15 protein-coding genes and 5 pseudogenes are annotated in these 25,932 nt (G+C 46.1%); 14 read left to right on the top strand and 6 right to left on the bottom strand.

Going from position 1 to position 25,932, the window contains the following annotated elements; translation table 11 throughout:
• The first annotated feature begins 4 nt into the window (after positions 1-4).
• From lsrK to BEB42_RS27100, 5 genes and pseudogenes are all read left to right on the top strand, one after another.
• Positions 5-1,597 (top strand): autoinducer-2 kinase, encoded by a 1,593-nt coding sequence (gene lsrK / locus BEB42_RS16180; protein ID WP_105267455.1) that lies wholly within the window; start codon positions 5-7, stop codon positions 1,595-1,597.
• 528 nt (positions 1,598-2,125) lie between these two features.
• Entirely contained in the window at positions 2,126-7,546 is a 5,421-nt protein-coding gene (locus tag BEB42_RS16175) for an ECSE_1600 family autotransporter (RefSeq protein ID WP_105267454.1), read from the top strand.
• A 214-nt stretch (positions 7,547-7,760) separates the two neighbouring features.
• Positions 7,761-8,027: a type II toxin-antitoxin system antitoxin HipB gene (gene hipB, locus BEB42_RS16170; protein WP_001296726.1), complete on the top strand. Its 267-nt coding sequence runs from the start codon at positions 7,761-7,763 to the stop codon at positions 8,025-8,027.
• Entirely contained in the window at positions 8,027-9,349 is a 1,323-nt protein-coding gene (gene hipA, locus BEB42_RS16165) for a type II toxin-antitoxin system serine/threonine protein kinase toxin HipA (protein WP_105267453.1), read from the top strand. The genes hipB and hipA overlap by 1 nt, the downstream gene beginning before the upstream one ends.
• Positions 9,350-9,539: 190 nt before the next feature.
• Positions 9,540-9,924: pseudogene (locus tag BEB42_RS27100) on the top strand (hypothetical protein).
• A gap of 115 nt (positions 9,925-10,039) precedes the next feature.
• Here BEB42_RS27100 and BEB42_RS16155 read toward each other — a convergent pair.
• The 3 genes and pseudogenes from BEB42_RS16155 to BEB42_RS26740 all read right to left on the bottom strand — a co-directional run.
• On the bottom strand, positions 10,040-10,234 hold the full coding sequence (locus tag BEB42_RS16155; RefSeq protein ID WP_000956368.1) for an MbcA/ParS/Xre antitoxin family protein: 195 nt from the start codon (positions 10,232-10,234) through the stop codon (positions 10,040-10,042).
• 950 nt (positions 10,235-11,184) lie between these two features.
• Positions 11,185-12,627 carry a hypothetical protein gene (locus tag BEB42_RS16140; RefSeq protein WP_105267452.1) on the bottom strand — a complete coding sequence of 481 codons (1,443 nt, stop codon included), beginning with the start codon at positions 12,625-12,627 and terminating at the stop codon, positions 11,185-11,187.
• Between the two features lie 243 nt (positions 12,628-12,870).
• Positions 12,871-13,017: pseudogene (locus BEB42_RS26740) on the bottom strand (helix-turn-helix domain-containing protein); the annotation flags it as partial.
• A gap of 320 nt (positions 13,018-13,337) precedes the next feature.
• Between BEB42_RS26740 and BEB42_RS16130 the strand changes: the two are divergent.
• The gene (locus BEB42_RS16130) at positions 13,338-15,293 is read left to right on the top strand and encodes an ankyrin repeat domain-containing protein (RefSeq protein ID WP_105267451.1); all 1,956 of its coding nucleotides are present in this window, start codon (positions 13,338-13,340) and stop codon (positions 15,291-15,293) included.
• A gap of 55 nt (positions 15,294-15,348) precedes the next feature.
• On the opposite strand, the pseudogene BEB42_RS16125 reads toward BEB42_RS16130, so the two are convergent.
• From BEB42_RS16125 to BEB42_RS16115, 3 pseudogenes are all read right to left on the bottom strand, one after another.
• Positions 15,349-15,486: pseudogene (locus BEB42_RS16125) on the bottom strand (helix-turn-helix domain-containing protein); the annotation flags it as partial.
• An 85-nt stretch (positions 15,487-15,571) separates the two neighbouring features.
• Positions 15,572-15,718, bottom strand: a pseudogene (locus BEB42_RS16120) (IS481 family transposase); the annotation flags it as partial.
• 89 nt (positions 15,719-15,807) lie between these two features.
• Positions 15,808-15,978, bottom strand: a pseudogene (locus tag BEB42_RS16115) (alpha/beta hydrolase); the annotation flags it as partial.
• Positions 15,979-16,433: 455 nt separating this feature from the next.
• Between BEB42_RS16115 and fimA the strand changes: the two are divergent.
• The 8 genes from fimA to safA all read left to right on the top strand — a co-directional run bounded on the left by fimA (position 16,434) and on the right by safA (position 25,870).
• Positions 16,434-16,997 carry a type 1 fimbrial major subunit FimA gene (fimA, locus tag BEB42_RS16110; protein WP_024218640.1) on the top strand — a complete coding sequence of 188 codons (564 nt, stop codon included), beginning with the start codon at positions 16,434-16,436 and terminating at the stop codon, positions 16,995-16,997.
• A gap of 361 nt (positions 16,998-17,358) precedes the next feature.
• A complete protein-coding gene (locus BEB42_RS16105; RefSeq protein WP_105267450.1) occupies positions 17,359-18,069 on the top strand; it encodes a fimbria/pilus periplasmic chaperone in 711 nt (236 codons plus the stop codon).
• 43 nt (positions 18,070-18,112) lie between these two features.
• Entirely contained in the window at positions 18,113-20,764 is a 2,652-nt protein-coding gene (locus BEB42_RS16100) for a fimbria/pilus outer membrane usher protein (protein WP_074500969.1), read from the top strand.
• Positions 20,765-20,777: 13 nt separating this feature from the next.
• Positions 20,778-21,308, top strand: a complete 531-nt coding sequence (locus BEB42_RS16095) for a fimbrial protein (protein WP_000682252.1) — start codon at positions 20,778-20,780, stop codon at positions 21,306-21,308.
• A gap of 12 nt (positions 21,309-21,320) precedes the next feature.
• Positions 21,321-21,824, top strand: a complete 504-nt coding sequence (locus BEB42_RS16090; protein WP_001082282.1) for a fimbrial protein — start codon at positions 21,321-21,323, stop codon at positions 21,822-21,824.
• A gap of 58 nt (positions 21,825-21,882) precedes the next feature.
• Positions 21,883-22,797 carry a fimbrial protein gene (locus BEB42_RS16085; protein WP_000516692.1) on the top strand — a complete coding sequence of 305 codons (915 nt, stop codon included), beginning with the start codon at positions 21,883-21,885 and terminating at the stop codon, positions 22,795-22,797.
• A gap of 348 nt (positions 22,798-23,145) precedes the next feature.
• On the top strand, positions 23,146-25,425 hold the full coding sequence (ydeP, locus tag BEB42_RS16080) for an acid resistance putative oxidoreductase YdeP (protein WP_000726740.1): 2,280 nt from the start codon (positions 23,146-23,148) through the stop codon (positions 25,423-25,425).
• 247 nt (positions 25,426-25,672) lie between these two features.
• Positions 25,673-25,870, top strand: coding sequence for a two-component system connector SafA (safA, locus tag BEB42_RS16075; protein ID WP_000543389.1), 198 nt, complete (start codon positions 25,673-25,675; stop codon positions 25,868-25,870).
• Positions 25,871-25,932: the final 62 nt, after the last annotated feature.

Below are 25,932 nucleotides of genomic sequence, written 5' to 3'. Positions count from 1 at the left end.
TCTAATGGCTCGACTCTTTACCCCTTCAGAATCAAAGTACTACCTGATGGCGCTGGATGCAGGCACCGGAAGTATTCGGGCTGTGATATTCGACCTGGAAGGCAATCAAATAGCAGTGGGACAGGCGGAGTGGCGGCATCTGGCAGTACCGGACGTTCCTGGTTCTATGGAATTTGATCTCAACAAAAACTGGCAACTGGCGTGTGAGTGTATGCGCCAGGCGCTGCACAACGCCGGCATAGCCCCGGAGTATATTGCTGCCGTTTCGGCATGTTCGATGCGCGAAGGCATTGTTTTATATAACAATGAAGGAACACCGATCTGGGCCTGCGCCAATGTGGATGCCAGAGCGGCGCGCGAAGTTAGCGAACTTAAAGAACTGCACAACAATACCTTTGAAAACGAAGTTTATCGCGCCACCGGACAAACGCTGGCTTTAAGCGCTATTCCCAGATTACTTTGGCTGGCGCACCATCGTTCTGATATCTACCGACAGGCGTCGACCATCACCATGATCAGCGACTGGCTGGCCTATATGCTCAGCGGTGAACTGGCGGTGGATCCCTCTAACGCTGGCACCACGGGACTTCTTGATCTAACCACCCGTGACTGGAAACCTGCATTGCTGGATATGGCCGGACTGCGGGCCGATATTCTTTCTCCTGTCAAAGAAACCGGCACATTGCTGGGCGTGGTAAGTTCACAAGCGGCGGAACTCTGCGGTCTGAAGGCGGGCACTCCGGTGGTCGTTGGAGGAGGCGACGTGCAACTTGGTTGCCTGGGGTTAGGCGTTGTCCGTCCGGCACAAACCGCTGTTCTTGGCGGTACATTCTGGCAGCAAGTTGTAAACTTAGCCGCGCCGGTGACAGACCCAGAAATGAACGTGCGCATTAATCCTCATGTTATTCCTGGCATGGTACAAGCTGAATCTATAAGCTTTTTTACCGGACTCACCATGCGCTGGTTCCGCGATGCTTTCTGTGCCGAAGAAAAACTGATTGCCGAACGTTTAGGCATCGACACCTATACGTTGCTTGAAGAGATGGCAAGTCGTGTGCCGCCTGGGTCGTGGGGCGTAATGCCGATATTCTCCGACAGAATGCGCTTTAAAACCTGGTATCACGCTGCGCCTTCCTTTATTAATTTGTCTATTGATCCGGATAAATGTAACAAAGCGACATTGTTCCGTGCGCTGGAAGAAAATGCGGCGATTGTATCAGCGTGTAACTTGCAGCAAATCGCTGATTTCTCGAATATTCATCCTTCATCGTTAGTCTTTGCAGGCGGAGGTTCAAAAGGGAAATTATGGAGTCAAATTCTCGCTGATGTCTCGGGATTACCCGTCAATATTCCGGTGGTCAAAGAAGCCACCGCATTAGGATGTGCCATTGCAGCTGGCGTCGGTGCCGGAATTTTTTCATCAATGGCAGAAACCGGAGAACGCCTGGTTCGCTGGGAACGGACGCACACACCAGACCCGGAAAAGCATGAACTTTATCAGGATTCACGCGATAAGTGGCAGGCAGTTTATCAGGATCAGCTGGGGCTGGTTGATCATGGACTGACGACGTCGTTATGGAAAGCGCCTGGGTTATAGTTTCATTGACAGCCACATCATGATGACTGTGGCTGTTAGTTTTTGAGTATTGGTATTCTTATTTCCCTTCTTTAGAGCTGGCTTGTTAAATGCCAGCTTGCAGATTCATCGTTCCATCACCAGTACTATATTCAAGGGAAAATTGCTATTTTTCTTAAAGCATTAAGCATAACCCTTATTTTATAGCAAATATTCCTAAAGGCATTAATGGATGAAAAAGGGTTTTAATAAACTTCTTTTTTAGCAATTAGTGCTATTCTTTGTTAAATATGATGATGATAATCTTCTTATTGAAAGAAACAGTTTTCTTATTAAGCAACAATAACTCATGGTTCATTTTTAAATAAAATAAGAACTATGCAATTTTTAATCTATCGATTCGAAAGTATTAGCAAATTAGCCAAATTGACACCTTCCCACCTCCAACCAACACTCAATACAGACCTCTGACAACTTAATAAGTTTCATTTTTAACGTCTGATGGCTCATCTCTTTCGTGGCTGTATTGTTTGTATATGGAGCGTTTATATGAATAGAATCTATCGCGTGATATGGAATTGCACCCTACAGGTATTTCAGGCCTGCTCGGAATTAACTCGCAGGGTAGGTAAAACATCAACGGTTAATTTGCGTAAATCCTCTGGATTGACAACGAAATTCAGTAGATTGACGCTGGGTGTTTTGCTGGCACTAAGCGGTTCAGCGTCTGGTGCGAGTCTGGAAGTTGATAATGGTCAGATTACCAATATTAATACTGATGTTGCTTACGATGCCTACCTGGTTGGGTGGTATGGCACTGGAGTGCTTAATATTTTGGCTGGCGGTAATGCCTCCTTAACCACTATTACTACCAGCGTCATTGGTGGTAATGAGGACTCAGAGGGCACCGTTAACGTTTTGGGTGGCACCTGGCGATTGTATGATAGCGGAAATAATGCAAGGCCTTTAAATGTGGGTCAATCCGGAACGGGGACGCTGAATATTAAACAGAAGGGTCACGTTGACGGAGGATATTTAAGGATAGGTTCTTCGACAGGAGGCGTCGGGACGGTCAATGTTGAAGGAGAGGACTCGGTTCTGACGACCGAATTATTCGAAATAGGGAGTTACGGTACAGGCTCATTAAATATTACGGATAAGGGTTACGTCACGAGTTCAATAGTCGCCATTGTAGGATATCAGGCGAACAGTAATGGTAAGGTTATCGTTGAAAAGGGTGGCGAGTGGCTAATAAAAAATAATGATTCCTCAATTGAATTTCAAATTGGTAATCAAGGGACGGGCGAAGCAACTATTCGCGATGGGGGGCTAATTACGGCTGAAAATACGATTATCGGTGGCAACCTCACCGGTATCGGAACCCTGAATGTGCAGGATCAAGACTCTGTCATCACGGTACGCAGACTCTATAATGGATATTTCGGTAATGGCACAGTCAATATTTCCAATAATGGACTGATTAATAATAAAGAATATTCATTGGTGGGCGTTCAGGACGGGTCCCACGGTGTCGTCAACGTGACCGATAAAGGGCATTGGAATTTCCTCGGAACGGGCGAAGCTTTCCGCTATATCTATATCGGTGATGCTGGCGACGGTGAACTTAATGTCTCGAGTGAAGGCAAAGTAGATTCGGGAATTATCACTGCGGGGATGAAAGAAACAGGCACAGGCAACATTACTGTTAAGGATAAGAACTCCGTTATCACTAATCTCGGAACTAATCTTGGTTATGACGGCCGCGGCGAAATGAATATCAGTAATGAGGGGCTTGTTGTCAGCAACGGAGGAAGCTCACTCGGTTATGGAGAAACCGGCGTCGGGAAGGTTAGCATCACCACGGGGGGGATGTGGGAGGTCAATAAGAATGTCTATACCACTATTGGTGTTGCGGGCGTCGGAAACCTCAATATCAGCGATGGCGGTAAGTTCGTATCGCAAAATATTACTTTTTTGGGCGATAAAGCAAGCGGTATCGGCACACTGAACCTGATGGATGCGACATCATCGTTCGATACTGTAGGTATCAATGTCGGTAATTTTGGTAGCGGCATCGTAAATGTCAGTAATGGTGCCACCCTTAATTCAACGGGCTATGGATTTATCGGAGGAAATGCCTCCGGTAAGGGGATAGTTAATATTTCAACGGATAGTCTCTGGAATTTAAAAACGTCATCTACTAACGCCCAATTGCTACAGGTCGGTGTATTAGGCACGGGTGAACTGAATATTACCACCGGAGGTATAGTTAAAGCGCGTGATACACAGATAGCTCTCAATGACAAAAGTAAGGGCGACGTGCGGGTGGATGGGCAGAACTCTCTTCTTGAAACATTCAATATGAACGTAGGGACGACTGGCACAGGTACGTTAACCCTGACGAATAACGGCACGCTGAATGTCGAAGGTGGAGAAGTTTACTTAGGTGTTTTTGAGCCTGCTGTAGGAACGCTAAACATTGGTGCTGCTCACGGTGAGGTGGCGGCAGATGCCGGGTTTATCACCAATGCGACGAAAGTGGAGTTTGGTCTTGGCGAAGGCGTTTTTGTCTTTAATCATACCAATAACAGTGATGCCGGCTACCAGGTCGATATGCTGATTACGGGTGACGATAAAGACGGAAAAGTGATGCATGATGCAGGCCATACGGTGTTCAATGCAGGGAATACTTATAGCGGTAAAACGCTGGTCAATGACGGCCTCCTGACTATTGCGTCACATACGGCAGATGGGGTAACAGGCATGGGTTCGAGTGAAGTAACCATTGCAAGCCCCGGTACGCTCGACATTCTCGGATCAACGAACAGCGCAGGAGATTACACGCTGACCAATGCGCTCAAAGGCGATGGCTTGATGCGAGTGCAGCTGTCATCCTCCGACAAAATGTTTGGCTTTACCCATGCAACAGGAACTGAATTCGCCGGTGTTGCCCAACTGAAAGACAGTACCTTCACACTGGAACGCTACAACACCGCTGCGCTTACTCACGCGATGCTTCAGTCTGACAGTGAAAATACCACATCGGTAAAAGTGGGAGAGCAATCCATTGGTGGACTAGCCATGAATGGCGGTACGCTCACTTTCGATACGGATATACCTGCTGCGACGCTTGCGGAGGGATATATCAGCGTCGATACACTGGTTGTCGGCACGGGTGACTACACCTGGAAAGGCCGTAACTATCAGGTAAACGGGACGGGCGACGTGCTTATCGACGTGCCTAAACCGTGGAATGATCCCATGGCGAATAACCCTCAGACTACGCTCAATTTGCTGGAACACGATGATAGCCATGTCGGCGTTCAACTGGTGAAGGCGCAAACGGTTATTGGGTCGGGTGGCTCATTAACGTTACGTGATTTACAGGGCGACGAGGTGGAAGCGGACAAAACGTTACACATTGCACAAAACGGAACAGTGGTCGCCGAGGGTGATTATGGATTCCGACTCACGACCGCACCTGGTGATGGTTTGTATGTTAACTATGGGCTGAAAGCGCTGAACATCCATGGTGGGCAAAAGCTGACGTTAGCCGAACATGGCGGAGCCTATGGCGCAACGGCCGATATGTCGGCAAAAATCGGTGGTGAAGGGGATCTGGCAATCAATACAGTGCGACAGGTTTCGCTTTCCAACGGTCAGAACGACTATCAGGGGGCAACCTATGTTCAGATGGGGACATTACGTACCGATGCGGATGGCGCGCTGGGCAATACTCGGGAACTGAACATCAGCAACGCGGCCATCGTCGATCTTAATGGATCGGAGCAGACGGTAGAGACATTCACCGGGCTGATGGGTTCGACTATTTTGTTCAAAGAAGGTTCGCTGACGGTGAATAAAGGTGGGATCAGTCAGGGCGAACTGACAGGTGGCGGAAACCTGAATGTTACAGGGGGAACACTGGCTATCGAGGGGCTTAATGCACGCTACAATGCGTTAACCAGCATTAGCCCAAATGCGGAAGTCAGCCTCGACAATACGCAGGGGTTAGGCAGAGGAAATATTGCCAATGACGGTCTGTTAACGCTAAAAAACGTGACCGGCGAACTGCGCAATAGCATAAGCGGTAAAGGTATCGTGAGCGCAACCGCCAGCACAGACGTAGAGCTGGATGGCGATAATAGCCGCTTTGTGGGGCAATTCAACATCGATGCAGGCAGCGCGCTCAGCGTCAACGAGCAGAAAAACCTGGGTGATGCTTCCGTAATCAATAATGGCCTGCTCACCATCGCCACTGAGCGTAGCTGGGCGATGACGCACAGTATCACCGATAGCGGTGATGTGACAAAACTGGGGACCGGGATCCTGACTCTTAACAACGATTCCGCGGCGTATCAGGGTACGACGGATATCGTGGGTGGTGAAATTGCTTTCGGTTCCGACTCTGCCATTAATATGGCAAGTCAGCACATTAATATCCATAACAGCGGTGTGATGTCGGGAAATGTCACCACTGCAGGTGATGTGAACGTTATGCCTGGGGGGACACTGCGTGTCGCCAAAACCACTATCGGCGGCAATCTGGAGAATGGTGGCACGGTTCAAATGAATAGCGAAGGGGGGAAACCGGGGAATGTACTGACCGTTAACGGCAACTATACCGGAAACAATGGCCTGATGACGTTCAACGCGACGCTGGGCGGCGATAATTCACCCACGGATAAAATGAACGTGAAAGGCGATACCCAAGGGAACACTCGCGTTCGGGTTGATAACATTGGCGGCGTCGGTGCACAAACGGTCAACGGTATTGAACTCATTGAGGTTGGCGGTAATTCTGCAGGTAACTTCGCGCTGACCACCGGAACTGTCGAAGCTGGGGCTTACGTCTACACGCTGGCTAAAGGGAAGGGGAATGACGAGAAAAACTGGTATCTAACCAGTAAATGGGAAGGCGTAACGCCACCGGATACACCCGATCCCATCAATAATCCTCCTGCTGTGGATCCGGAAGGCCCATCAGTTTATCGCCCGGAGGCCGGAAGCTATATCAGCAACATTGCCGCAGCCAACTCGCTGTTTAGCCATCGTTTACACGACCGTCTGGGTGAGCCGCAGTATACAGATTCACTGCATTCTCAGGGTTCGGCAAGCAGTATGTGGATGCGTCATGTCGGAGGGCACGAACGTTCAAGGGCCGGTGACGGTCAGCTAAATACTCAGGCTAACCGCTATGTATTGCAGCTAGGCGGCGATTTGGCGCAGTGGAGTAGCAACGCGCAGGATCGCTGGCATCTCGGCATCATGGCAGGCTATGCCAATCAGCACAGTAATACTCAGAGTAATCGTGTGGGTTATAAATCGGATGGGCGCATCAGCGGTTACAGCGCTGGGATGTACGCGACCTGGTATCAGAACGATGCGAATAAGACCGGCGCTTATGTTGACAGCTGGGCGCTGTATAACTGGTTTGATAACAGCGTCAGTTCCGATAATCGTTCTGCTGACGACTATGATTCTCGCGGTGTGACGGCCTCTGTTGAGGGTGGATATACCTTTGAAGCGGGAACATTTAGCGGCAGCGAAGGGACGCTGAATACCTGGTACGTCCAGCCACAGGTGCAAATCACCTGGATGGGTGTGAAAGATTCTGACCATACCCGGAAAGACGGAACACGCATTGAAACGGAAGGTGACGGAAACGTGCAAACGCGACTTGGGGTGAAAACCTACTTGAACAGTCATCACCAGCGCGACAATGGTAAACAGCGTGAGTTCCAGCCTTACATTGAAGCGAACTGGATCAACAACAGCAAAGTCTACGCCGTGAAGATGAATGGTCAAACCGTAAGCCGTGATGGTGCGCGTAATCTCGGTGAAGTACGTACCGGGGTTGAGGCGAAAGTAAATAACAACCTTAGCCTGTGGGGGAATGTTGGTGTGCAACTAGGTGATAAAGGCTATAGCGATACTCAGGGCATGCTGGGTGTGAAATATAGCTGGTAAACCGTATAAGCCGCATGTCGAAGATGGCATGCGGCTGCTTAATATTGCCGACTTCAAACGACTTTTAAATCCTCCTTTTTATCCGCGATCGCGGATATCACAGTGTTTATCCCGTAGAGCGGATAAGATGTGTTTCCTGATTGACTTTATCCCCACTAAAGGATAAAACTGATAATATCCCCTTGAGCGGATAAATATGCTGTGGACGTATGACATGATGAGCTTTCAGAAGATCTATAGCCCAACGCAATTAGCGAATGCAATGAAACTGGTTCGTCAGCAAAATGGCTGGACGCAGAGCGAGCTGGCGAAAAAAATCGGTATTAAGCAGGCGACAATTTCCAATTTCGAAAACAATCCTGACAATACCACGCTCACGACATTTTTTAAGATTTTACAGTCGCTTGAACTCTCAATGACGCTATGCGACACGAAAAATGCCTCGCCAGAATCAACAGAACAGCAAGATCTGGAGTGGTAATGCCTAAACTTGTCACTTGGATGAACAACCAGCGGGTAGGCGAGTTAACGAAGTTAGCCAATGGCGCGCACACCTTTAAGTATGCACCGGAGTGGTTAGCCAACCGTTATGCCAGACCGTTATCACTTTCGCTGCCATTGCAGAGGGGGAATATCACCTCTGATGCCGTATTTAACTTCTTCGATAACCTGTTACCCGATAGCCCGATTGTACGTGACCGGATCGTTAAACGTTATCATGCTAAATCCAGGCAACCGTTTGATTTATTGTCAGAAATAGGGCGAGATAGCGTTGGTGCCGTAACGTTATTACCCGAAAGTGAAACCATAACGCGCCCGATAATGGCATGGGAACAGCTCACTGAAGCCAGGCTTGAAGAAGTATTAACGGCTTATAAAGCAGATATCCCTCTAGGCATGATTAGAGAAGAAAATGACTTTCGCATCTCGGTTGCTGGCGCGCAGGAGAAGACAGCGCTGCTCAGAATAGGCAATGACTGGTGCATTCCGAAAGGAATAACGCCGACGACGCACATCATTAAATTACCGATTGGCGAAATCAGGCAGCCCAATGCGACGCTCGATCTCAGCCAAAGCGTTGATAATGAGTATTACTGTCTGCTGCTGGCGAAAGAACTTGGGTTGAATGTGACGGACGCAGAAATCATTAAAGCGGGAAATGTGCGCGCGTTAGCGGTCGAACGTTTTGACAGGCGTTGGAATGCTGAGCGAACGGTTTTACTTCGCTTGCCACAGGAGGATATGTGTCAGACATTCGGTTTACCTTCATCGGTGAAATATGAATCAGATGGAGGCCCAGGCATCGCGCGGATCATGGCTTTTTTGATGGGGTCAAGCGAGGCGCTGAAAGATCGCTATGATTTTATGAAGTTTCAGGTGTTCCAGTGGTTGATTGGCGCAACGGATGGCCATGCAAAAAACTTCTCCGTATTTATTCAGGCTGGCGGCAGTTATCGACTCACGCCATTTTACGACATCATTTCAGCATTTCCGGTATTGGGTGGCGCAGGAATACACATCAGCGATCTCAAACTGGCAATGGGGCTTAACGCATCCAAAGGCAAAAAAACGGCAATCGATAAAATTTATCCGCGACATTTTCTGGCGACAGCAAAGGTGCTGAAATTTCCGGAAGTGCAGATGCATGAAATCCTGAGTGACTTTGCCAGAATGATTCCGGCAGCACTGGATAACGTGAAGACTTCATTACCGACAGATTTTCCGGAGAACGTGGTGACGGCAGTTGAAACCAATGTGTTGAGGTTGCACCGTCGCTTAAGCCGAGAATACAGTATTAAGTAAGATATGGGGTTTGGCCGTTGTTAATGAGCAGGACAATCATGACCGCCAACGGCTGGATTCTCCCTTGGTTTATGTTGGTGCGCATAATGTATATTATGTTAAATTGCCTACGATGGTAAACAACTTCATATCTCTCCATTGCCTCTCACGAAAGGAACTGGACACACTGATCGAGCACGAATTACAACTGATGCTGGCTGAAGGCTTTGACAAGTCCCCTATTTCCGCCAAGGCCCTGCATATTCGGCTCAAGGCAAAAGGTATCGTTAAGGTGGTTTAAGTACGCTGAGCAGCCTTGAGCGAAAACGCCTAATTGCTGCCTATGTTGATCAGCAACTTGGCCCGTTGAATCTACGCCCAAAAGAAAAACAGCAATACGTCAACCGCAAAACCCGTCAGGCCTTGCTGGCCAGAAACCAGCAGTTGCAGGCGGAAGTCAGTGAACTGCAAGACCGACTGGCGCAGAATACCCTATCGTTGATAGAAATTGTCAAAGCGGTAAAAATCAATACGGTTATTCCGGTGGAAAGTCTGTTGCCAAACATGTAATTCGGGAGTTACACAAGTCGTCATAATGCTGGTTATAATTTTCGGCAAAGGGCATGGACGATTTCTTTCCGTCATTCTGTATATTGCTTACCTTCCCAAATTTCTCCAACCGTTAGTTGGAGAAATTAGATGAGTCGTAAATCATGAATAAACCCCTTGCTCTATTCGAAAAATGAGCATGGCAACTTTCAACACCCCCTCTTCTGAGTCCATTATCTCAGAGGGCGTTTTCCACTGTAATGCTCTGTTTGGTTCATTGCACCAGTTTAATGCTGCACTTTCGTTACCTTCAAAAAGATCAATAGCCTTTTGAAGAACATCATTTTTTGTCAGCATGTTTTACACCTGAAGACGTTTTGAGTGCTTCGATAAGACTACTTCGCTCTTCCTCTGTCATCCGGGATATGAGCAATGCAAGTTCTGCTGTTGTCTGATCATCACAAAAAAAGTAGTTCAACGGCACGTTTAACTCTGCCGCCATCCGTCGAATCGTATCAATATCGGGGACATGGCGCCCTTTCTCATAATGATTCATACGACTGCTAGCCGATGCGGGATCAAAGCCAACATGAAGAATTGATAATTGCCGTGCCGAGCAGAGAAAATGAATTCCGGAAACTTTCTCTTGAGCAAGATAAAACACATATTAAGATAAATGAAAAAATAAAAACACTGATTAGGATTGGTAATAAAAATATTACAATAAGGCAATGAATTTTAAAAAGGATTTGAAGTTTAATACAGTCATGAAAAAGAGAGGGCAAAGCCGACCCCGCCCTCTCCCTTCATGCACTGATAAGCCTCACTAATAGGAGTGTTAGCAGCGCGTACCACTGTATGCTAGACCTGAAAAATATAATCTCAGTCAGTCCCAGATGCAACCTTTAACACTTCAACGCAACAAATTAAACAACGAATAGCCACAAACGTGTAGACAGTGCACTGATACGGATAAAAGTAACGCTCCTGAATTGCTCAATCAATGATATATACCCTGTTTTACTGACATATCTGACAGCGGGTGGATTTCCTTCAATTATTGATATAACACCATACGCACTACATCTGTCTCCACCAGAATATGAGGTGAAATTGTTGCGCACCGGTTAATCCGGGTGTACTGGTCAAACTGTTTTTACGGTGCGCCTGTTTTATAGCCTTCAGTTGCGCAATGCGTCGACTTCGCATGGTTTTCCTCATGACTGCCGCTTTACCATTGCGCAATTCACCGATGTAGTCGGTGCCCCCCGGAAAATCAAACGGTTCTGGTTGTTCTCTGTACTGCTTCAGGGCGTATAGCCCGATACCTCAGCAGACGGGTTTTCCCCGGAGCGAGGCCTCTGGGGTTCATAATTAATCGTACAGCCAAAGTACCAAGCGTTCGGCCGGCTGGGCGGCCGGCTGGGCTTGCTGGTCAGTTTGTTCCAACACACATTAAGCATCTCCAGTCCGCTGGGCAGGCGGTCCGGCAGGCTGGTCAGCTGGTTATTACTCACATCAAGCACCTTCAGCCTGACGGGCAGCACCGGCAGATGGATCAGCTGGTTATTACTCGCATTAAGCGTCCTCATATAGCCGGGCAGCTCCGGCAGGCTGCTCATGAGGTTAAAACGCACATCAAGCGTCACCAGCCCGGCGGGCAGCGCCGGCAGGCCGGACAGCTGATTATTACTCACATCAAGCATCACCAACCCGGCGGGCAGGACCGGCAGGCTGCACAGCTGGTTTCTACTCACATCAAGCTTCTCCAGACTGGCGGGCAGCACCGGCAGGCTGCACAGCTGGTTTTTACACACATAAAGATGCTTCAGCCCGGCGGGCAGGACCGGCAGGCTGTCCAGCCAGTTTCTTCTCACATCAAGCTTCTTCAGCCCGGCGGGCAGGACCGGCAGGCTGTCCAGCAAGTTTCTTCTCACATAAAGCTCCTCCAGCCCGGTGGGCAGGACCGGCAGGCTGCACAGCTGGTTTCCACTCACATCAAGCTTCTCCAGCCCGGCGGGCAGCTCCGGCAGGCTGGTCAGCATCAGATTTGCCAGTTCTAGTTCCAGTGCCGAAGCTCTATTGCATGCTCTATTGTATATATATGCCTTCACCCTACTAAGAGCTTCTGCCCTGTATTCCCCGGGAGCATTCACCTTGGCCCAGGCACGCCATGCCGTTATCTGGGCCACCCAGTCCGGGACTTTATCGATATACTTCCGGAGCAGTTTACAGTGTGGTTTATCGCCAGTCAGAGTTACAGACAACGCTACTTTTGGCATACCTGGTATGTACATTGTCATGATGGGCTCATCGACGACGGACAGGTTCAGTAAGAGCCCTATCGGCGGGTCTTCCTTTTTGGCCGGGATGGTGTAAATATTGGGATTGTCTGTGGACTCGAAGCTCAGGAACATATTTGTCAGCTGATCACTTTTGGTCAAACATTGATCGTGAAGGAGGGAACGACAAACCATGTGGATGAAAGTTTCTTCGGATGCGTTGTGTAATATGGTTGTATAATCTGATGAGGATAAATCATCCCAGTTTTCTATCTTGCTGGTCTTGCTGGTCTTGCTGGTCTTGCTGGCTGCGATATCGTTTAATGAATTGTTTAATAAATCGGTTAATACATAGCCGATATGAAGACGGTTTGCTGTCTGGCTGGATTTATCGGGTGCCCAATATTCATTTTCATTGGGTTTAACATATACACCGGATGCACCGGATAAAGAAGTAGGCTGGAGCATGATACCTCACAAAAATGTGTTGATGAAAAGCCGGATTCTGTCCATATTCCCGTGGACCGGCTATCAAAATTCGCGCATTTTGCCAGGTATTCATGTGGTTAAAATTTATCTGGTGCGTTTCCGGTGGTTTTGCAGTTCACCAGTTACAATCGCTAGCAACGGCACATTTATACTCAACATAAGTTAAATCATATTGACTGTTAACTTACTTCATGAACCAAGATGCATCGTCAATGGCGGCTTAACATGGCGTCCTGTCTCATAATGATTCATACGACTGCTAGCCGATGCAGGGTCAAAGCCAACAAGGAGACCCAGAGAGCGCTGTGATAATCCCGCCCTGCATCTCGCTTCCTTAAGTCGCTCTGGTATCGGATTTTTTTCAGACACTGATTCATCTTCATTTGCCTCGAATGCTTAGAACGAAGAATGGAATGAATCGTATCATCATGTGACCCCGTAAATTTCTCGTTCAAGTCAGTTGCAACTCGAATTCGAATATCGTGAGGCAGGTGCCCCAGGTGGGGTAACTTCTGAATGACAAAGGCATAAAAGAAATCATTTAAAATGAGCGATATTTGATAGTTTTTCTCCGGTTTTAAAATAGTATCAATAGTATCAGGTGAATCTTTATCCCGACATTATCCGGGATAATATTCAGATTTCTGTTAATGTCAGTAATGGGTTCGATAAATTAAAAGGTGATTATTATGATGTCCGTTAATGGTGATGTCCACACTATAATACTCAGATCTTCTACTACAAATACTACAAAAGACCTGTACTATGATGGAAACATGATGCCACTGGCGGGTGTCAAAGCCATACTTGATACAAGTACCGGAGGATTTTCCAGTTGGGTCAAAAAGTTATTATATGCTATTGCTCATTTGTTAGGAAGCGAAAAAATTCCGAACAATGAGAATATGCGGGAAGGCATGGAATATCTTAAATTGATTTTTAAAAGCGCCATTCAGGAAGAGAAGTACAGATATGTCATCCGGGATGAGAGTGGCGAGGTTTATGTAGAAATAAACTTTGACCCGGAAGCGAAACAGTTGTTCATCAGTTGTGCCGGGGGGAAAGAATCAATATGTTGTACAGAAAAAGAGTTTACAAACGTTAAACAAAACCTCATAGAAAAATATTGTCCGAGAAATTACCAAACCTCCTATGATCTGGTTGCGAACAAGCTTTACAGGTATGACATTTTAGAAGAGCTGATGGCTTGCGACAACAGGGGTGAGAGCATTTTGTTCAGGGCTATGCGGGACGGGGATACAGATTTGATTGAAAGCCTTCACCTGTCCGAACTTACCGGTAAAGGCGGACTCACCTCCAGTAAGATGCTAAAATTACTGGAGGCGTCAAGCGAAGGGGGTACCCCGGGTTTGTATATGGCCATGAAGAACGGACGCTATGACATGCTGGATACAATACTGGGCTTGCTCGCCAAACTGCCCGATAATTATAACATTAACAAAAATGATGTACTGAGGTTACTGAAAGCAAAAAACTCTGATCCGAGATCTAATTCGATTGAAGGGTTGGAAATTGCCATGACGGAAGGACATGATAAAATACTGAAAACGATGTTGGAAATGCTTCCCAACGTGGTCAAGAGGTTTGGAATTACCGGCGATGAGATGCGGGATTTTATCAATCCACGTAGGGGTGATGATCGTGCTTTGAGCAAAGCCATGCTTAATGGGAAAGAAAACATAGTGACCGCTATGCAACGGTTACTCCCCGACCATGCCGAGAAATTACAACTCAGCAAAGAGGATGTCTTTAATATACTGTCTTCATTCAACGATAAAACTTCCCAAAACCCCTCGCGTTTATTTAAGGTCATGTCACATGGGAAGGTAAATATGCTGAAGTTCATGCTGGATAATCTCTGCGCGCTACCGGAGGAGGTATTTACCAAAGAGGATATTCTGGGTTTCCTGGCTGTAAGAAATGCGAATGGCATGACGGGGATGGCGCATGCTATGTCTTATGGTCATGTGGAAATAGTGAAGGCCATGCTGGACCGTCTCTGCTCGATGAAGGGGGAGTTTAATATTACCAAAGACTATGTCCTCAATAATATACTGGCTTCAAAAAACGGCAACGGCTGGACAGGGATATCTTTAGCCATAGCGCACGGACATGTGGAAATACTGAAGACCATACTGGACGCGCTCCCCATGCTGAATGATAATTTTGACATTACCGGCGCGGATATACAAAAGTTTCTGTTTGCAAAAATCGACGAAGACATCTCGGGTTGGACCAAAGGTATGGACAGAGGGAATAAGGACAAACTGATAAGCATGTACAAAATGCTGTTCGATAACATACTGATGGATAATAAGTCAGATATTCCTGTTGATTTGCTGAGGGAATTAAATATTGTCAGCCATATTGTATTGACAGAAACTGGAAAACCAAAAACAGACGAAATAGCAAGGCAGTCTGAAACCAGACTCACCTACGGACAACTCCGGCAATGGAGTGAACCGTGTGTACGGCGGGCGGCCAGGAGTTTAGAGGATTACTGTCGGAACCTAAACATTAATGTGGACACTGTCAAACCCTACCTGACCCCAGACGGGCTTACTCCCCTCGGCGTAGAGATGCGGGATAATGTAAAAGTGCCGGGGCTCACTATTGTGGAGTAAGGTCCTGCACATCCCGTGGCCCCCTGCATGGCTATAGCATGGAAAGCGGAAGAAAAAGCGCAATGAGGTCGTAGGACGAACGGTTCGGGGAAGGCTGAAGAGTACGTATCTGGTCCTGAAGACCGGATAAACCTTCATCGGTCCAACGTTTAAGCCACTTGTAGCTCGTGGCAGGAGAAATGCCGTAGTGACGGACCCTGTAAATAATTCTGTGTAACTGCCCACGATTAAAGGTGGCCGCTCAGGCGGTCACCGTATTCGATAATAAATTGTGTGATTCATAGACATCGTTTCAATTTTCTCAGCTCAAGTTCAAGCTGGTTATTCTGTTCCTGTATATGCTCCTCATTGGGCTGATAGTTTGCGTGAACGGCATCAGAGTATGGCGTTTTCTTAGCAAGTTCAAAGTAGCGCGCCATCGGAGTTATCAGCCACCCACAGCTGGTCAGGATGTTCTGCCACGAACTGACGATTCACACAGTCGCCTGCGGCAACGACTTTCCTGCTGACTGTAAACAGAACGACGGTCGGCGGTGAAATAACGGTCTTTGCCCTCACCTACGCCATGGCCCAGCGCCCGGCTCATGTCGTACATCACGTTAGTAGCCATCGCTTTCACGCGGGCATCCATTGCGGCGTCGTTCAAAACCATACCTCCCCAGCCGCAAATACCGGGTAACCTGATACTTCACAATAAGATTGGTGCGTGGATGATAGATTGCCAAATAATAATCCATCAAGAAATAATGACAGCAAAAAACATCAAACATTCCTAATGTTATTTGGCCATATAAAACATTAATAACTCTTGACCTTTCCTGACATTTTCCATATTCGCAATCATATTCTGTTTAGACGTTGTTTATAAACATCATGCATAATGAAATCGTCATGTTATTTGGCGATTTAAAAAAGTCTTTGAAAATACTCTCTACAACAAGTGCAGTTATAAGCTTGTTGTGACTGAGCGTCCTTGTGATTTAAAGATATTATCGTTCTTCATCAGATGTAATAACTCAGGAAATTATATTTTCAGGGTGACAGGCTAATCAAGAATGATTCTTTTTTATAAGCAATAACCGAATGACTGAATTGTTCTATTTCTTTATTCAGCTGCTTAAATATAAACATTGGAGAATTATGAAACTCAAACATGTCGGAATGATTGTCGTTTCTGTGTTGGCGATGTCTTCGGCTGCGGTTAACGCAGCCGAAGGTGATGAGTCAGTTGCGACCACCGTAAATGGCGGTGTTATTCATTTTAAAGGTGAAGTGGTAAATGCCGCTTGTGCGATTGACTCAGAATCAATGAACCAAACGGTTGAGCTGGGTCAGGTCCGTTCTTCTCGCCTGGCTAAAGCGGGTGACCTCAGTAGCGCTGTAGGCTTCAATATCAAGCTGAATGATTGTGATACCAATGTTTCCAGTAATGCGGCTGTTGCATTCCTTGGGACTACTGTCACCAGTAATGACGATACGTTGGCGCTTCAGAGTTCAGCGGCAGGCTCTGCCCAGAATGTCGGTATCCAAATTTTGGACCGTACGGGGGAGGTATTAATACTGGATGGGGCAACTTTTAGCGCTAAAACTGACTTGATTGATGGCACGAATATACTGCCATTCCAGGCTCGTTATATTGCCCTCGGGCAGTCAGTGGCCGGTACTGCAAATGCAGATGCGACCTTCAAAGTCCAATACCTATAATTCAGTATTCAGGTGGCTATGCGTCATCTGAAATTAAAACAGGGTGTGTGTGGCATGGCTACTCACACCCGAAAAAATTCATCAATGTTTATCTCATTATTACTAAGGAATGACTTATATTTTGGAACGATATGAAAAAATCATAGAGTATCTAAACGATTAATAAACAAGACTGTTAAAATTACTGTGATTTTAAAAATCACTCTGAAGACAATTTTTTATTTCAATAGAGAACCAAATTTTATTACCAGCGCATTAAGTCTGGAAACCCGGCCATCCGCCATAGCATTAGCAATATTTACCATTTTCTGATGTGACGGTTTCCCCCGCTTAGCCTATCAACACATGGAGAACACATCAGATGCAGACGACTCGTACGCCCTACTCTGTTTCTTTTATGGCGACAGTATTACTTTCATTGATCTTTCTTTGCCATAGTACCATTGCCAATGCAGCGGTAGCTCTAGGTGCAACTCGTGTAATCTTTCCAGCAAATCAGAAACAGGTTTTATTGCCTGTCACGAATAATGATCCTGCCAGTGTCTATCTTATTCAGTCATGGATAGAAAATGCGGGTGACCAAAAAGATACCCAGTTTGTCATTACCCCACCGCTTTTTTCGATGCAAGGCAAAAAAGAGAATACGCTGCGGATTATCAACGCCACTAATCATCAGTTACCGGGCGACCGGGAAAGTCTGTTTTGGGTAAATGTCAAAGCTATTCCTGCTATGGAAAAAGATCAGAAAAATGCAAATACATTACAGCTCGCAATTATTAGCCGCATAAAAATGTTCTATCGCCCAACGAATTTGGCATTGGCACCTGACCAAGCTCCGGAAATGCTTCGTTTCCGCCGCAGTGGTAGCAAACTGACACTTATTAATCCGACCCCCTACTTCATTACCGTAACGAATATGAAAGCAGGAAATAACGATCTCCCAAACACCATGGTGCCTCCAAAAGGTGAGATTTCTGTGGATATCCCTCATGGTGCATCCGGGGATATCAGCTTTCAGACGATCAATGATTACGGTGCATTAACACCGCGTATTAAGGCAACCATGCAGTAACAACTGACCTAATTAATAAGCATAAACTCAATCGGAACTAATAATGACAGCCTTTCGTGCCGCATTTAAGGCATATCGTATGCATCATGTGTTACTACTGCCTCGCTTTGCACGGCTTACCTTTGCCCTTGGCTTAGCTACAGCGGTTTTTCCCGTAGAAGCAGAGTATTATTTTAATCCACGGTTTTTAAGCAATGATCTTGCTGAGTCTGTTGATTTATCTGCCTTTGCTAAGGGACGCGAGGCACCACCTGGTACATATCGGGTCGATATTTATTTGAACGACGAATTTATGACCACTCGGGATGTTACTTTTGTTGCAGATGATAATAACGCAGATCTCACCCCATGTCTGAGTACAGACCTTCTTGTCAGTCTTGGCATAAAAAAATCAGCGTTATTAGCCAATAAGGACCATTTGGCAGGAAAAAATGTGCCGGATAACAACGCATGTACACCACTTCAGGATCGTTTGGCTGATGCATCTACTGAGTTTGATGTTGGTCAGCAACATCTGTCGCTCTCCGTTCCGCAGATTTATGTCGGCAGAATGGCCCGTGGTTATGTCTCTCCTGACCTGTGGGAAGAAGGAATAAACGCAGGCCTACTGAACTATAGTTTTAATGGTAATTCTATCAACAATCGTAGTAACCATAACGCCAGCAAAACCAACTATGCATATCTGAATTTGCAGAGTGGCATCAACATTGGCAGCTGGCGACTACGTGATAACTCAACGTGGAGTTATAACAGTGGGAGTAACAACCCATCTGACAGCAATAAATGGCAACATATCAATACGTCTGCTGAACGTGACATTATTCCCTTACGCTCACGGTTAACGGTGGGTGATAGTTATACCGATGGCGATATTTTTGAAAGTGTGAACTTTCGTGGCCTTAAAATAAACTCAACGGAAGCGATGTTGCCCGATAGCCAACATGGTTTTGCTCCGGTGATTCATGGTATAGCCCGTGGCACAGCCCAAGTCAGTGTTAAACAGAACGGATACGATGTTTATCAGACTACGGTCCCTCCCGGCCCTTTTACTATTGATGATATTAACTCTGCGGCTAATGGCGGTGATCTGCAAGTTACGATAAAAGAGGCAGACGGCAGTATTCAGACTTTATATGTCCCTTATTCATCTGTCCCGGTTCTCCAACGTGCTGGTTATACGCGTTATGCACTTGCCTTGGGAGAATATCGTAGTGGAAATAACCTGCAAAGCTCCCCAAAATTCATTCAGGGCAGCGTAATGCATGGTCTGGAGGGAAACTGGACACCTTATGGCGGGATGCAAATTGCAGAAGATTATCAAGCTTTCAACGTGGGTATTGGTAAAGATCTTGGCCTTTTAGGTGCCTTTTCTGTCGATATCACGCAAGCCAATACGACACTTGCGGATGATACTCGTCACAGCGGACAATCGGTAAAATCTGTTTACAGTAAATCTTTCTATCAGACGGGAACGAATATCCAGGTCGCAGGATATCGATATTCTACGCAAGGATTTTATAACTTATCTGACAGTGCATACAGTCGAATGAGTGGTTACACCGTCAAGCCTCCGACCGTAGACACCAATGAACAGATACAATTTATTGATTATTTTAATCTGTACTATAGTAAGCGTGGTCAGGAACAAATAAGTATTTCCCAGCAGCTTGGAAATTACGGTACGACCTTTTTCAGTGCCAGTCGCCAAAGTTACTGGAACACGTCACGCAGCGATCAGCAAATATCATTCGGGTTAAATGTACCGTTTGGCGATATTACGACTTCGCTGAATTACAGCTATTCCAGTAATATATGGCAAAACGATCGGGATCATTTACTCGCTTTTACACTTAATGTTCCCTTCAGTCATTGGATGCGTACAGACAGTCAGTCGGCATTTCGTAATTCAAACGCTAGTTATAGCATGTCAAACGATTTGAAAGGTGGTATGACCAATCTATCTGGGGTTTATGGCACACTGCTGCCGGATAATAACCTGAATTATAGTGTTCAGGTCGGTAATACCCGCGGAGGTAATGCATCATCTGGCACCAGTGGTTACAGTTCTCTTAATTATCGAGGGGCTTACGGTAATACTAATGTCGGTTACAGTCGTAATGGCGATAGCAACCAGATTTACTACGGAATGAGTGGTGGAATTATTGCTCATGCTGATGGTGTCACCTTTGGACAGCCGATGGGCGACACTATGGTTCTGGTTAAGGCTCCTGGCGCGGAGAATGTTAAAATAGAGAACCAGACAGGAATACATACAGACTGGCGTGGCTATGCAATATTACCATTTGCGACAGAATATAGAGAAAATCGTGTCGCTCTTAACGCTAATTCCCTTGCCGATAATGTTGAACTGGATGAAACCGTTGTCACGGTCATCCCTACTCATGGTGCTATTGCCAGAGCAACATTTAATGCACAAATCGGCGGTAAAGTATTAATGACTCTGAAATACGGCAATAAACCAGTTCCATTCGGTGCAATTGTGACTCACGGTGACAATAACAATGGCAGCATTGTTGCTGAAAATGGTCAGGTCTATCTTACAGGACTTCCACAATCAGGAAAATTACAGGTTTCATGGGGCAACAATGCAAACGCTAAATGTGTTGTTAATTACAAGCTTCCTGAAGTCTCTCCTGGGAACTTACTGAGTCAGCAAACAGCAGTCTGTCGCTAAGGAACACTAGGTTATGAAACACAATAGCATTATTTTCCTCGGTTTATGTCTGGGGTTAACCACCTATTCTGCTTTATCTGCAGATAGCGTTATTAAAATTAGCGGGCGCGTCCTGGATTATGGCTGCACAGTTTCATCTGATTCGCTTAATTTTACCGTAGACCTACAAAAACACAGTGCCAGGCAATTCCCAACGACTGGAAGCACAAGTCCAACCGTTCCTTTCCAGATTACGTTAAGTGAATGTAGCAAAGGGACAACAGGGGTTCGGGTTGCATTTAGCGGGATAGAGGATTTAGAAAATAATACTCTGCTGAAACTGGATGAAGGAAGCAATTCTGCTTCCGGTTTGGGTATTGAAATTCTGGACGGAAATATGCGCCCAGTAAAATTAAATGACCTTCATACCGGAATGCAGTGGATCCCTCTGACTCCTGATCAGGATAATATTTTGCCTTACTCGGCCCGTTTGAAGTCAACACAAAAGTCCGTCAATCCAGGACTGGTTAGCGCTTCGGCAACATTTACCCTTGAATTTCAATAATCAGAGTGAGATATGAATAGAACTTTCCAAAGACTTCTGTTGGCTACGCTCTGTGCGCTATTTTCGGCAACTCTCCAGGCCGCTGATGTCACTATCACTGTTAATGGTCGGGTAGTTGCTAAACCCTGCACTATTCAAACCAAAGAAGCTAGCGTTAATCTCGGGGATCTTTATACACGCAATCTGCAACAACCAGGTTCTGCATCTGGCTGGCACGATATTACTTTGTCATTAACCGATTGTCCGATTGAAACAAGTGCAGTGACGGCAATCGTAACAGGTTCAACTGACAATACGGGTTATTACAAAAATGAAGGTAGTGCCGAAAATATTCAAATAGAGCTGAGGGATGATCAGGAGGCGACGTTAAAAAGTGGCGATAGCAAAACGGTTATTGTTGATGAGATCACACGTAATGCACAGTTTCCACTTAAGGCAAGAGCTATCACGGTGAATGGAAACGCAAGCCAGGGAACGATCGAGGCGCTAATCAATGTGATCTATACATGGCAATAACATCGATTCGATTTTATAAGCCTCTTTTTTAAATCAATTTTTAACCTAAGGATTTATCATGGGAAAAAAAATTAGTATAAATGTCCTGTTCTGTATTTATTTTCTTTTGATGGCAGGTAAAGTCTTCGCCTTCAGTTGTAATGTTGATGGTGGGTCAAGTATTGGCGCAGGTACAACTTCTGTGTATGTTAATCTCGATCCTGTCATTCAACCAGGTCAAAATCTGGTTGTAGATTTGTCTCAGCATATAAGTTGCTGGAATGATTACGGCGGCTGGTACGACACAGATCATATTAACTTAGTACAAGGCTCAGCTTTCGCAGGCTCCCTACAGTCATATAAAGGATCGCTGTACTGGAATAATGTGACCTACCCCTTTCCGTTGACGACAAATACCAACGTGCTGGATATTGGTGATAAGACACCGATGCCCTTACCGTTAAAACTCTATATTACCCCTGTCGGGGCGGCCGGTGGCGTTGTCATAAACGCGGGAGAAGTTATTGCTCGCATTCATATGTATAAAATTGCAACGTTAGGAAGTGGAAATCCGCGTAACTTTACATGGAATATTATTTCAAATAACAGTGTTGTTATGCCAACGGGCGGCTGTACCGTTGATAGTCGTAATGTCACAGTGAGTCTCCCGGACTTTCCTGGAAGCGCAGAAATACCCTTGGGCGTATATTGCTCAAGTGAGCAAAAGCTCTCATTTTATCTTTCGGGCGCTACCACTGACAGTGCCCGACAAGTGTTTGCTAATACAGCACCTGACGCAACAAAAGCATCAGGAGTCGGTGTCTCCCTGATGCGTAATGGAAAAATACTGGCTACGGGAGAAAATGTCTCCCTGGGAACTGTAAATAAAAGCAAAGTACCCCTGGGCTTAAGTGCAACTTATGGACAGACAGGAAGCAAGGTCGCAGCTGGAGCAGTACAGTCAGTCATTGGCGTTACATTTATCTATGAATAATTGTGATGTTGACCCTGTTATACTTTAGGTTGTGCTTTCCATTCACTAAAATTACGCGGATAATTCTTTCCTGAAAGAAATTATCCTACACCTGTAAGAAAATCCGCGCACAATTGAAGTCAGAGTCTTATTTTATATATTGAAAAGTATGTTAACTTAAAGACTATGAGAGATGATGCTTAACTTATCGCATTTATACTATTCTGTTATGTGACGATAATGAGTTAAAAATAGAATGAGAGTAGCCCCCTACTCTCATATATCCAAATGGCCGATAAACCCATTATATATACTGCGCATCATCGCTATTACAAATCCTAATAATTCATTTCCACACAGGATAAGCTGATGAAGAAAAAAATTGAATCCTACCAGGGAGCTGCCGGTGGTTGGGGGGCTGTCAAATCTGTAGCGAATGCAGTCCGTAAGCAGATGGATATACGCCAGGAAGTGATTGCCATGTTTGACATGAATAAGCCAGAAGGCTTTGACTGTCCAGGATGTGCATGGCCAGATCCTAAGCACAGCGCGTCATTCGACATTTGTGAAAACGGCGCAAAAGCAATCGCCTGGGAAGTCACCGATAAGCAGGTGAATGCCTCTTTTTTCGCTGAGAATACGGTTCAATCATTACTTACCTGGGGAGATCACGAACTCGAGGCTGCGGGGCGTCTCACTCAACCTTTGAAATATGATGCCGTCAGCGACTGTTACCAGCCATTAAGCTGGCAACAAGCTTTCGACGAAATTGGCGCACGTCTTCAAAGTTATAGTGATCCAAATCAGGTTGAATTCTATACTTCGGGCCGCACTTCCAATGAAGCTGCCTTTCTTTATCAGCTTTTTGCCCGTGAATACGGTACCAATAACTTTCCCGACTGCTCAAACATGTGCCATGAACCGACCAGCGTGGGTTTGGCAGCGAGTATCGGCGTGGGTAAAGGGACCGTGTTACTGGAAGACTTTGAGAAATGCGATTTAGTAATTTGCATTGGGCATAACCCTGGTACAAACCACCCTCGCATGCTGACTTCGTTGCGCGCTTTAGTGAAACGGGGAGCGAAAATGATTGCCATCAATCCTCTGCAGGAGCGTGGCCTGGAGCGATTTACCGCACCACAGAACCCGTTTGAAATGCTGACGAACTCCGAGACTCAATTGGCTAGTGCTTACTATAATGTGCGCATTGGTGGCGATATGGCGTTGCTAAAGGGGATGATGCGCCTGTTAATTGAGCGCGATGATGCTGCAAGTGCTGCGGGTCGGCCCTCATTGCTGGATGACGAATTCATTCAAACGCATACCGTCGGCTTTGACGAGCTACGCCGTGACGTTCTCAATTCCGAGTGGAAAGATATCGAACGTATTTCTGGACTAAGTCAGACACAAATCGCCGAACTTGCTGATGCATATGCCGCTGCCGAACGAACCATTATCTGTTACGGAATGGGGATCACTCAGCACGAACATGGTACCCAGAACGTACAGCAACTTGTCAATCTGCTGTTGATGAAAGGTAACATTGGCAAGCCTGGTGCGGGTATCTGCCCACTACGTGGTCACTCTAATGTACAGGGCGACCGAACCGTCGGTATCACCGAGAAACCGTCTGCCGAGTTTCTGGCTCGCCTGGGTGAGCGCTATGGCTTCACCCCACCTCATGCACCTGGACATGCTGCAATCGCCAGCATGCAAGCAATATGTACGGGGCAAGCTCGAGCATTGATCTGCATGGGGGGCAACTTTGCACTGGCAATGCCAGATCGGGAAGCGAGCGCTGTACCGTTAACGCAATTAGATCTGGCGGTACACGTTGCCACAAAGCTTAACCGCTCTCATCTGCTGACCGCACGGCATAGCTATATTCTGCCGGTTCTGGGACGTAGCGAGATTGACATGCAAAAAAGCGGTGCGCAGGCGGTAACCGTTGAGGATTCAATGTCAATGATTCATGCCTCGCGTGGCGTGTTAAAACCCGCAGGTGTCATGCTGAAATCAGAGTGTGCTGTGGTCGCGGGAATCGCGCAGGCAGCGCTCCCTCAGAGCGTGGTGGCCTGGGAGCATCTGGTGGAAGATTATGATCGCATTCGCAATGACATTGAAGCTGTGCTGCCAGAGTTCGCCGACTATAACCAGCGCATCCGCCATCCTGGTGGTTTTCACCTGATAAACGCAGCTGCTGAAAGGCGCTGGCTGACGTCGTCAGGTAAGGCTAATTTCATTACCAGCAAAGGGCTGTTAGAAGATCCCTCTTCGGCGTTTAACAGTAAGCTGGTCATGGCGACAGTACGCAGTCACGATCAGTACAACACGACGATTTATGGTATGGATGATCGCTATCGAGGGGTATTCGGTCAACGAGATGTGGTCTTTATGAGTGCTAAACAAGCTAAAATTTGCCGTGTAAAAAACGGCGAAAGAGTTAATCTTATTGCGCTTACGCCAGATGGTAAGCGCAGCTCACGCCGCATGGATAGATTAAAAGTGGTCATTTACCCTATGGCTGACCGCTCACTGGTGACCTATTTTCCAGAATCGAATCACATGCTAACACTTGATAACCACGATCCATTAAGTGGCATTCCTGGCTATAAAAGTATTCCGGTTGAATTAGAACCATCAAATTAATTCGCCTCCTCATTTCTTCTGCTGTCATCCGCACAGCAGAAGAATTCCTCATTGACCATTGTCGCGCAATTTACTCACATGTGCTAAATTAAACTGCTCGCTATAAGATATATACCTCTGCCTACAGCTGTAAGAAACTCCGCTCAGTACTGAAGCACCAGTCCTATTTCCTCTTTTTTCCAGCCTGTTATATTAAGCATACTGATTAACGATTTTTAACGTTATCCGCTAAATAAACATATTTGAAATGCATGCGACCACAGTGAAAAACAAAATCACGCAAAGAGACAACTATAAAGAAATCATGTCTGTAATTGTGGTTGTCTTATTACTGACACTTACGTTGATAGCCATTTTTTCGGCAATTGATCAGCTGGGTATTTCAGAAATGGGTCGCATTGCAAGAGATCTTACACATTTCATTATCAATAGTTTGCAAGACTGAAAATAAACAGCAAATTATAAATATGAAATGTTAAAAAAGTATCGATAAAAACTTTATTGTTT

The organism is Escherichia sp. MOD1-EC5990, from assembly GCF_002965285.1.
In the GTDB taxonomy this organism is placed as follows: domain Bacteria; phylum Pseudomonadota; class Gammaproteobacteria; order Enterobacterales; family Enterobacteriaceae; genus Escherichia; species Escherichia coli_F.
The sequence above is the reverse complement of the archived record's forward strand: the minus strand, read 5'-3'. Positions and strand labels throughout refer to the sequence as shown.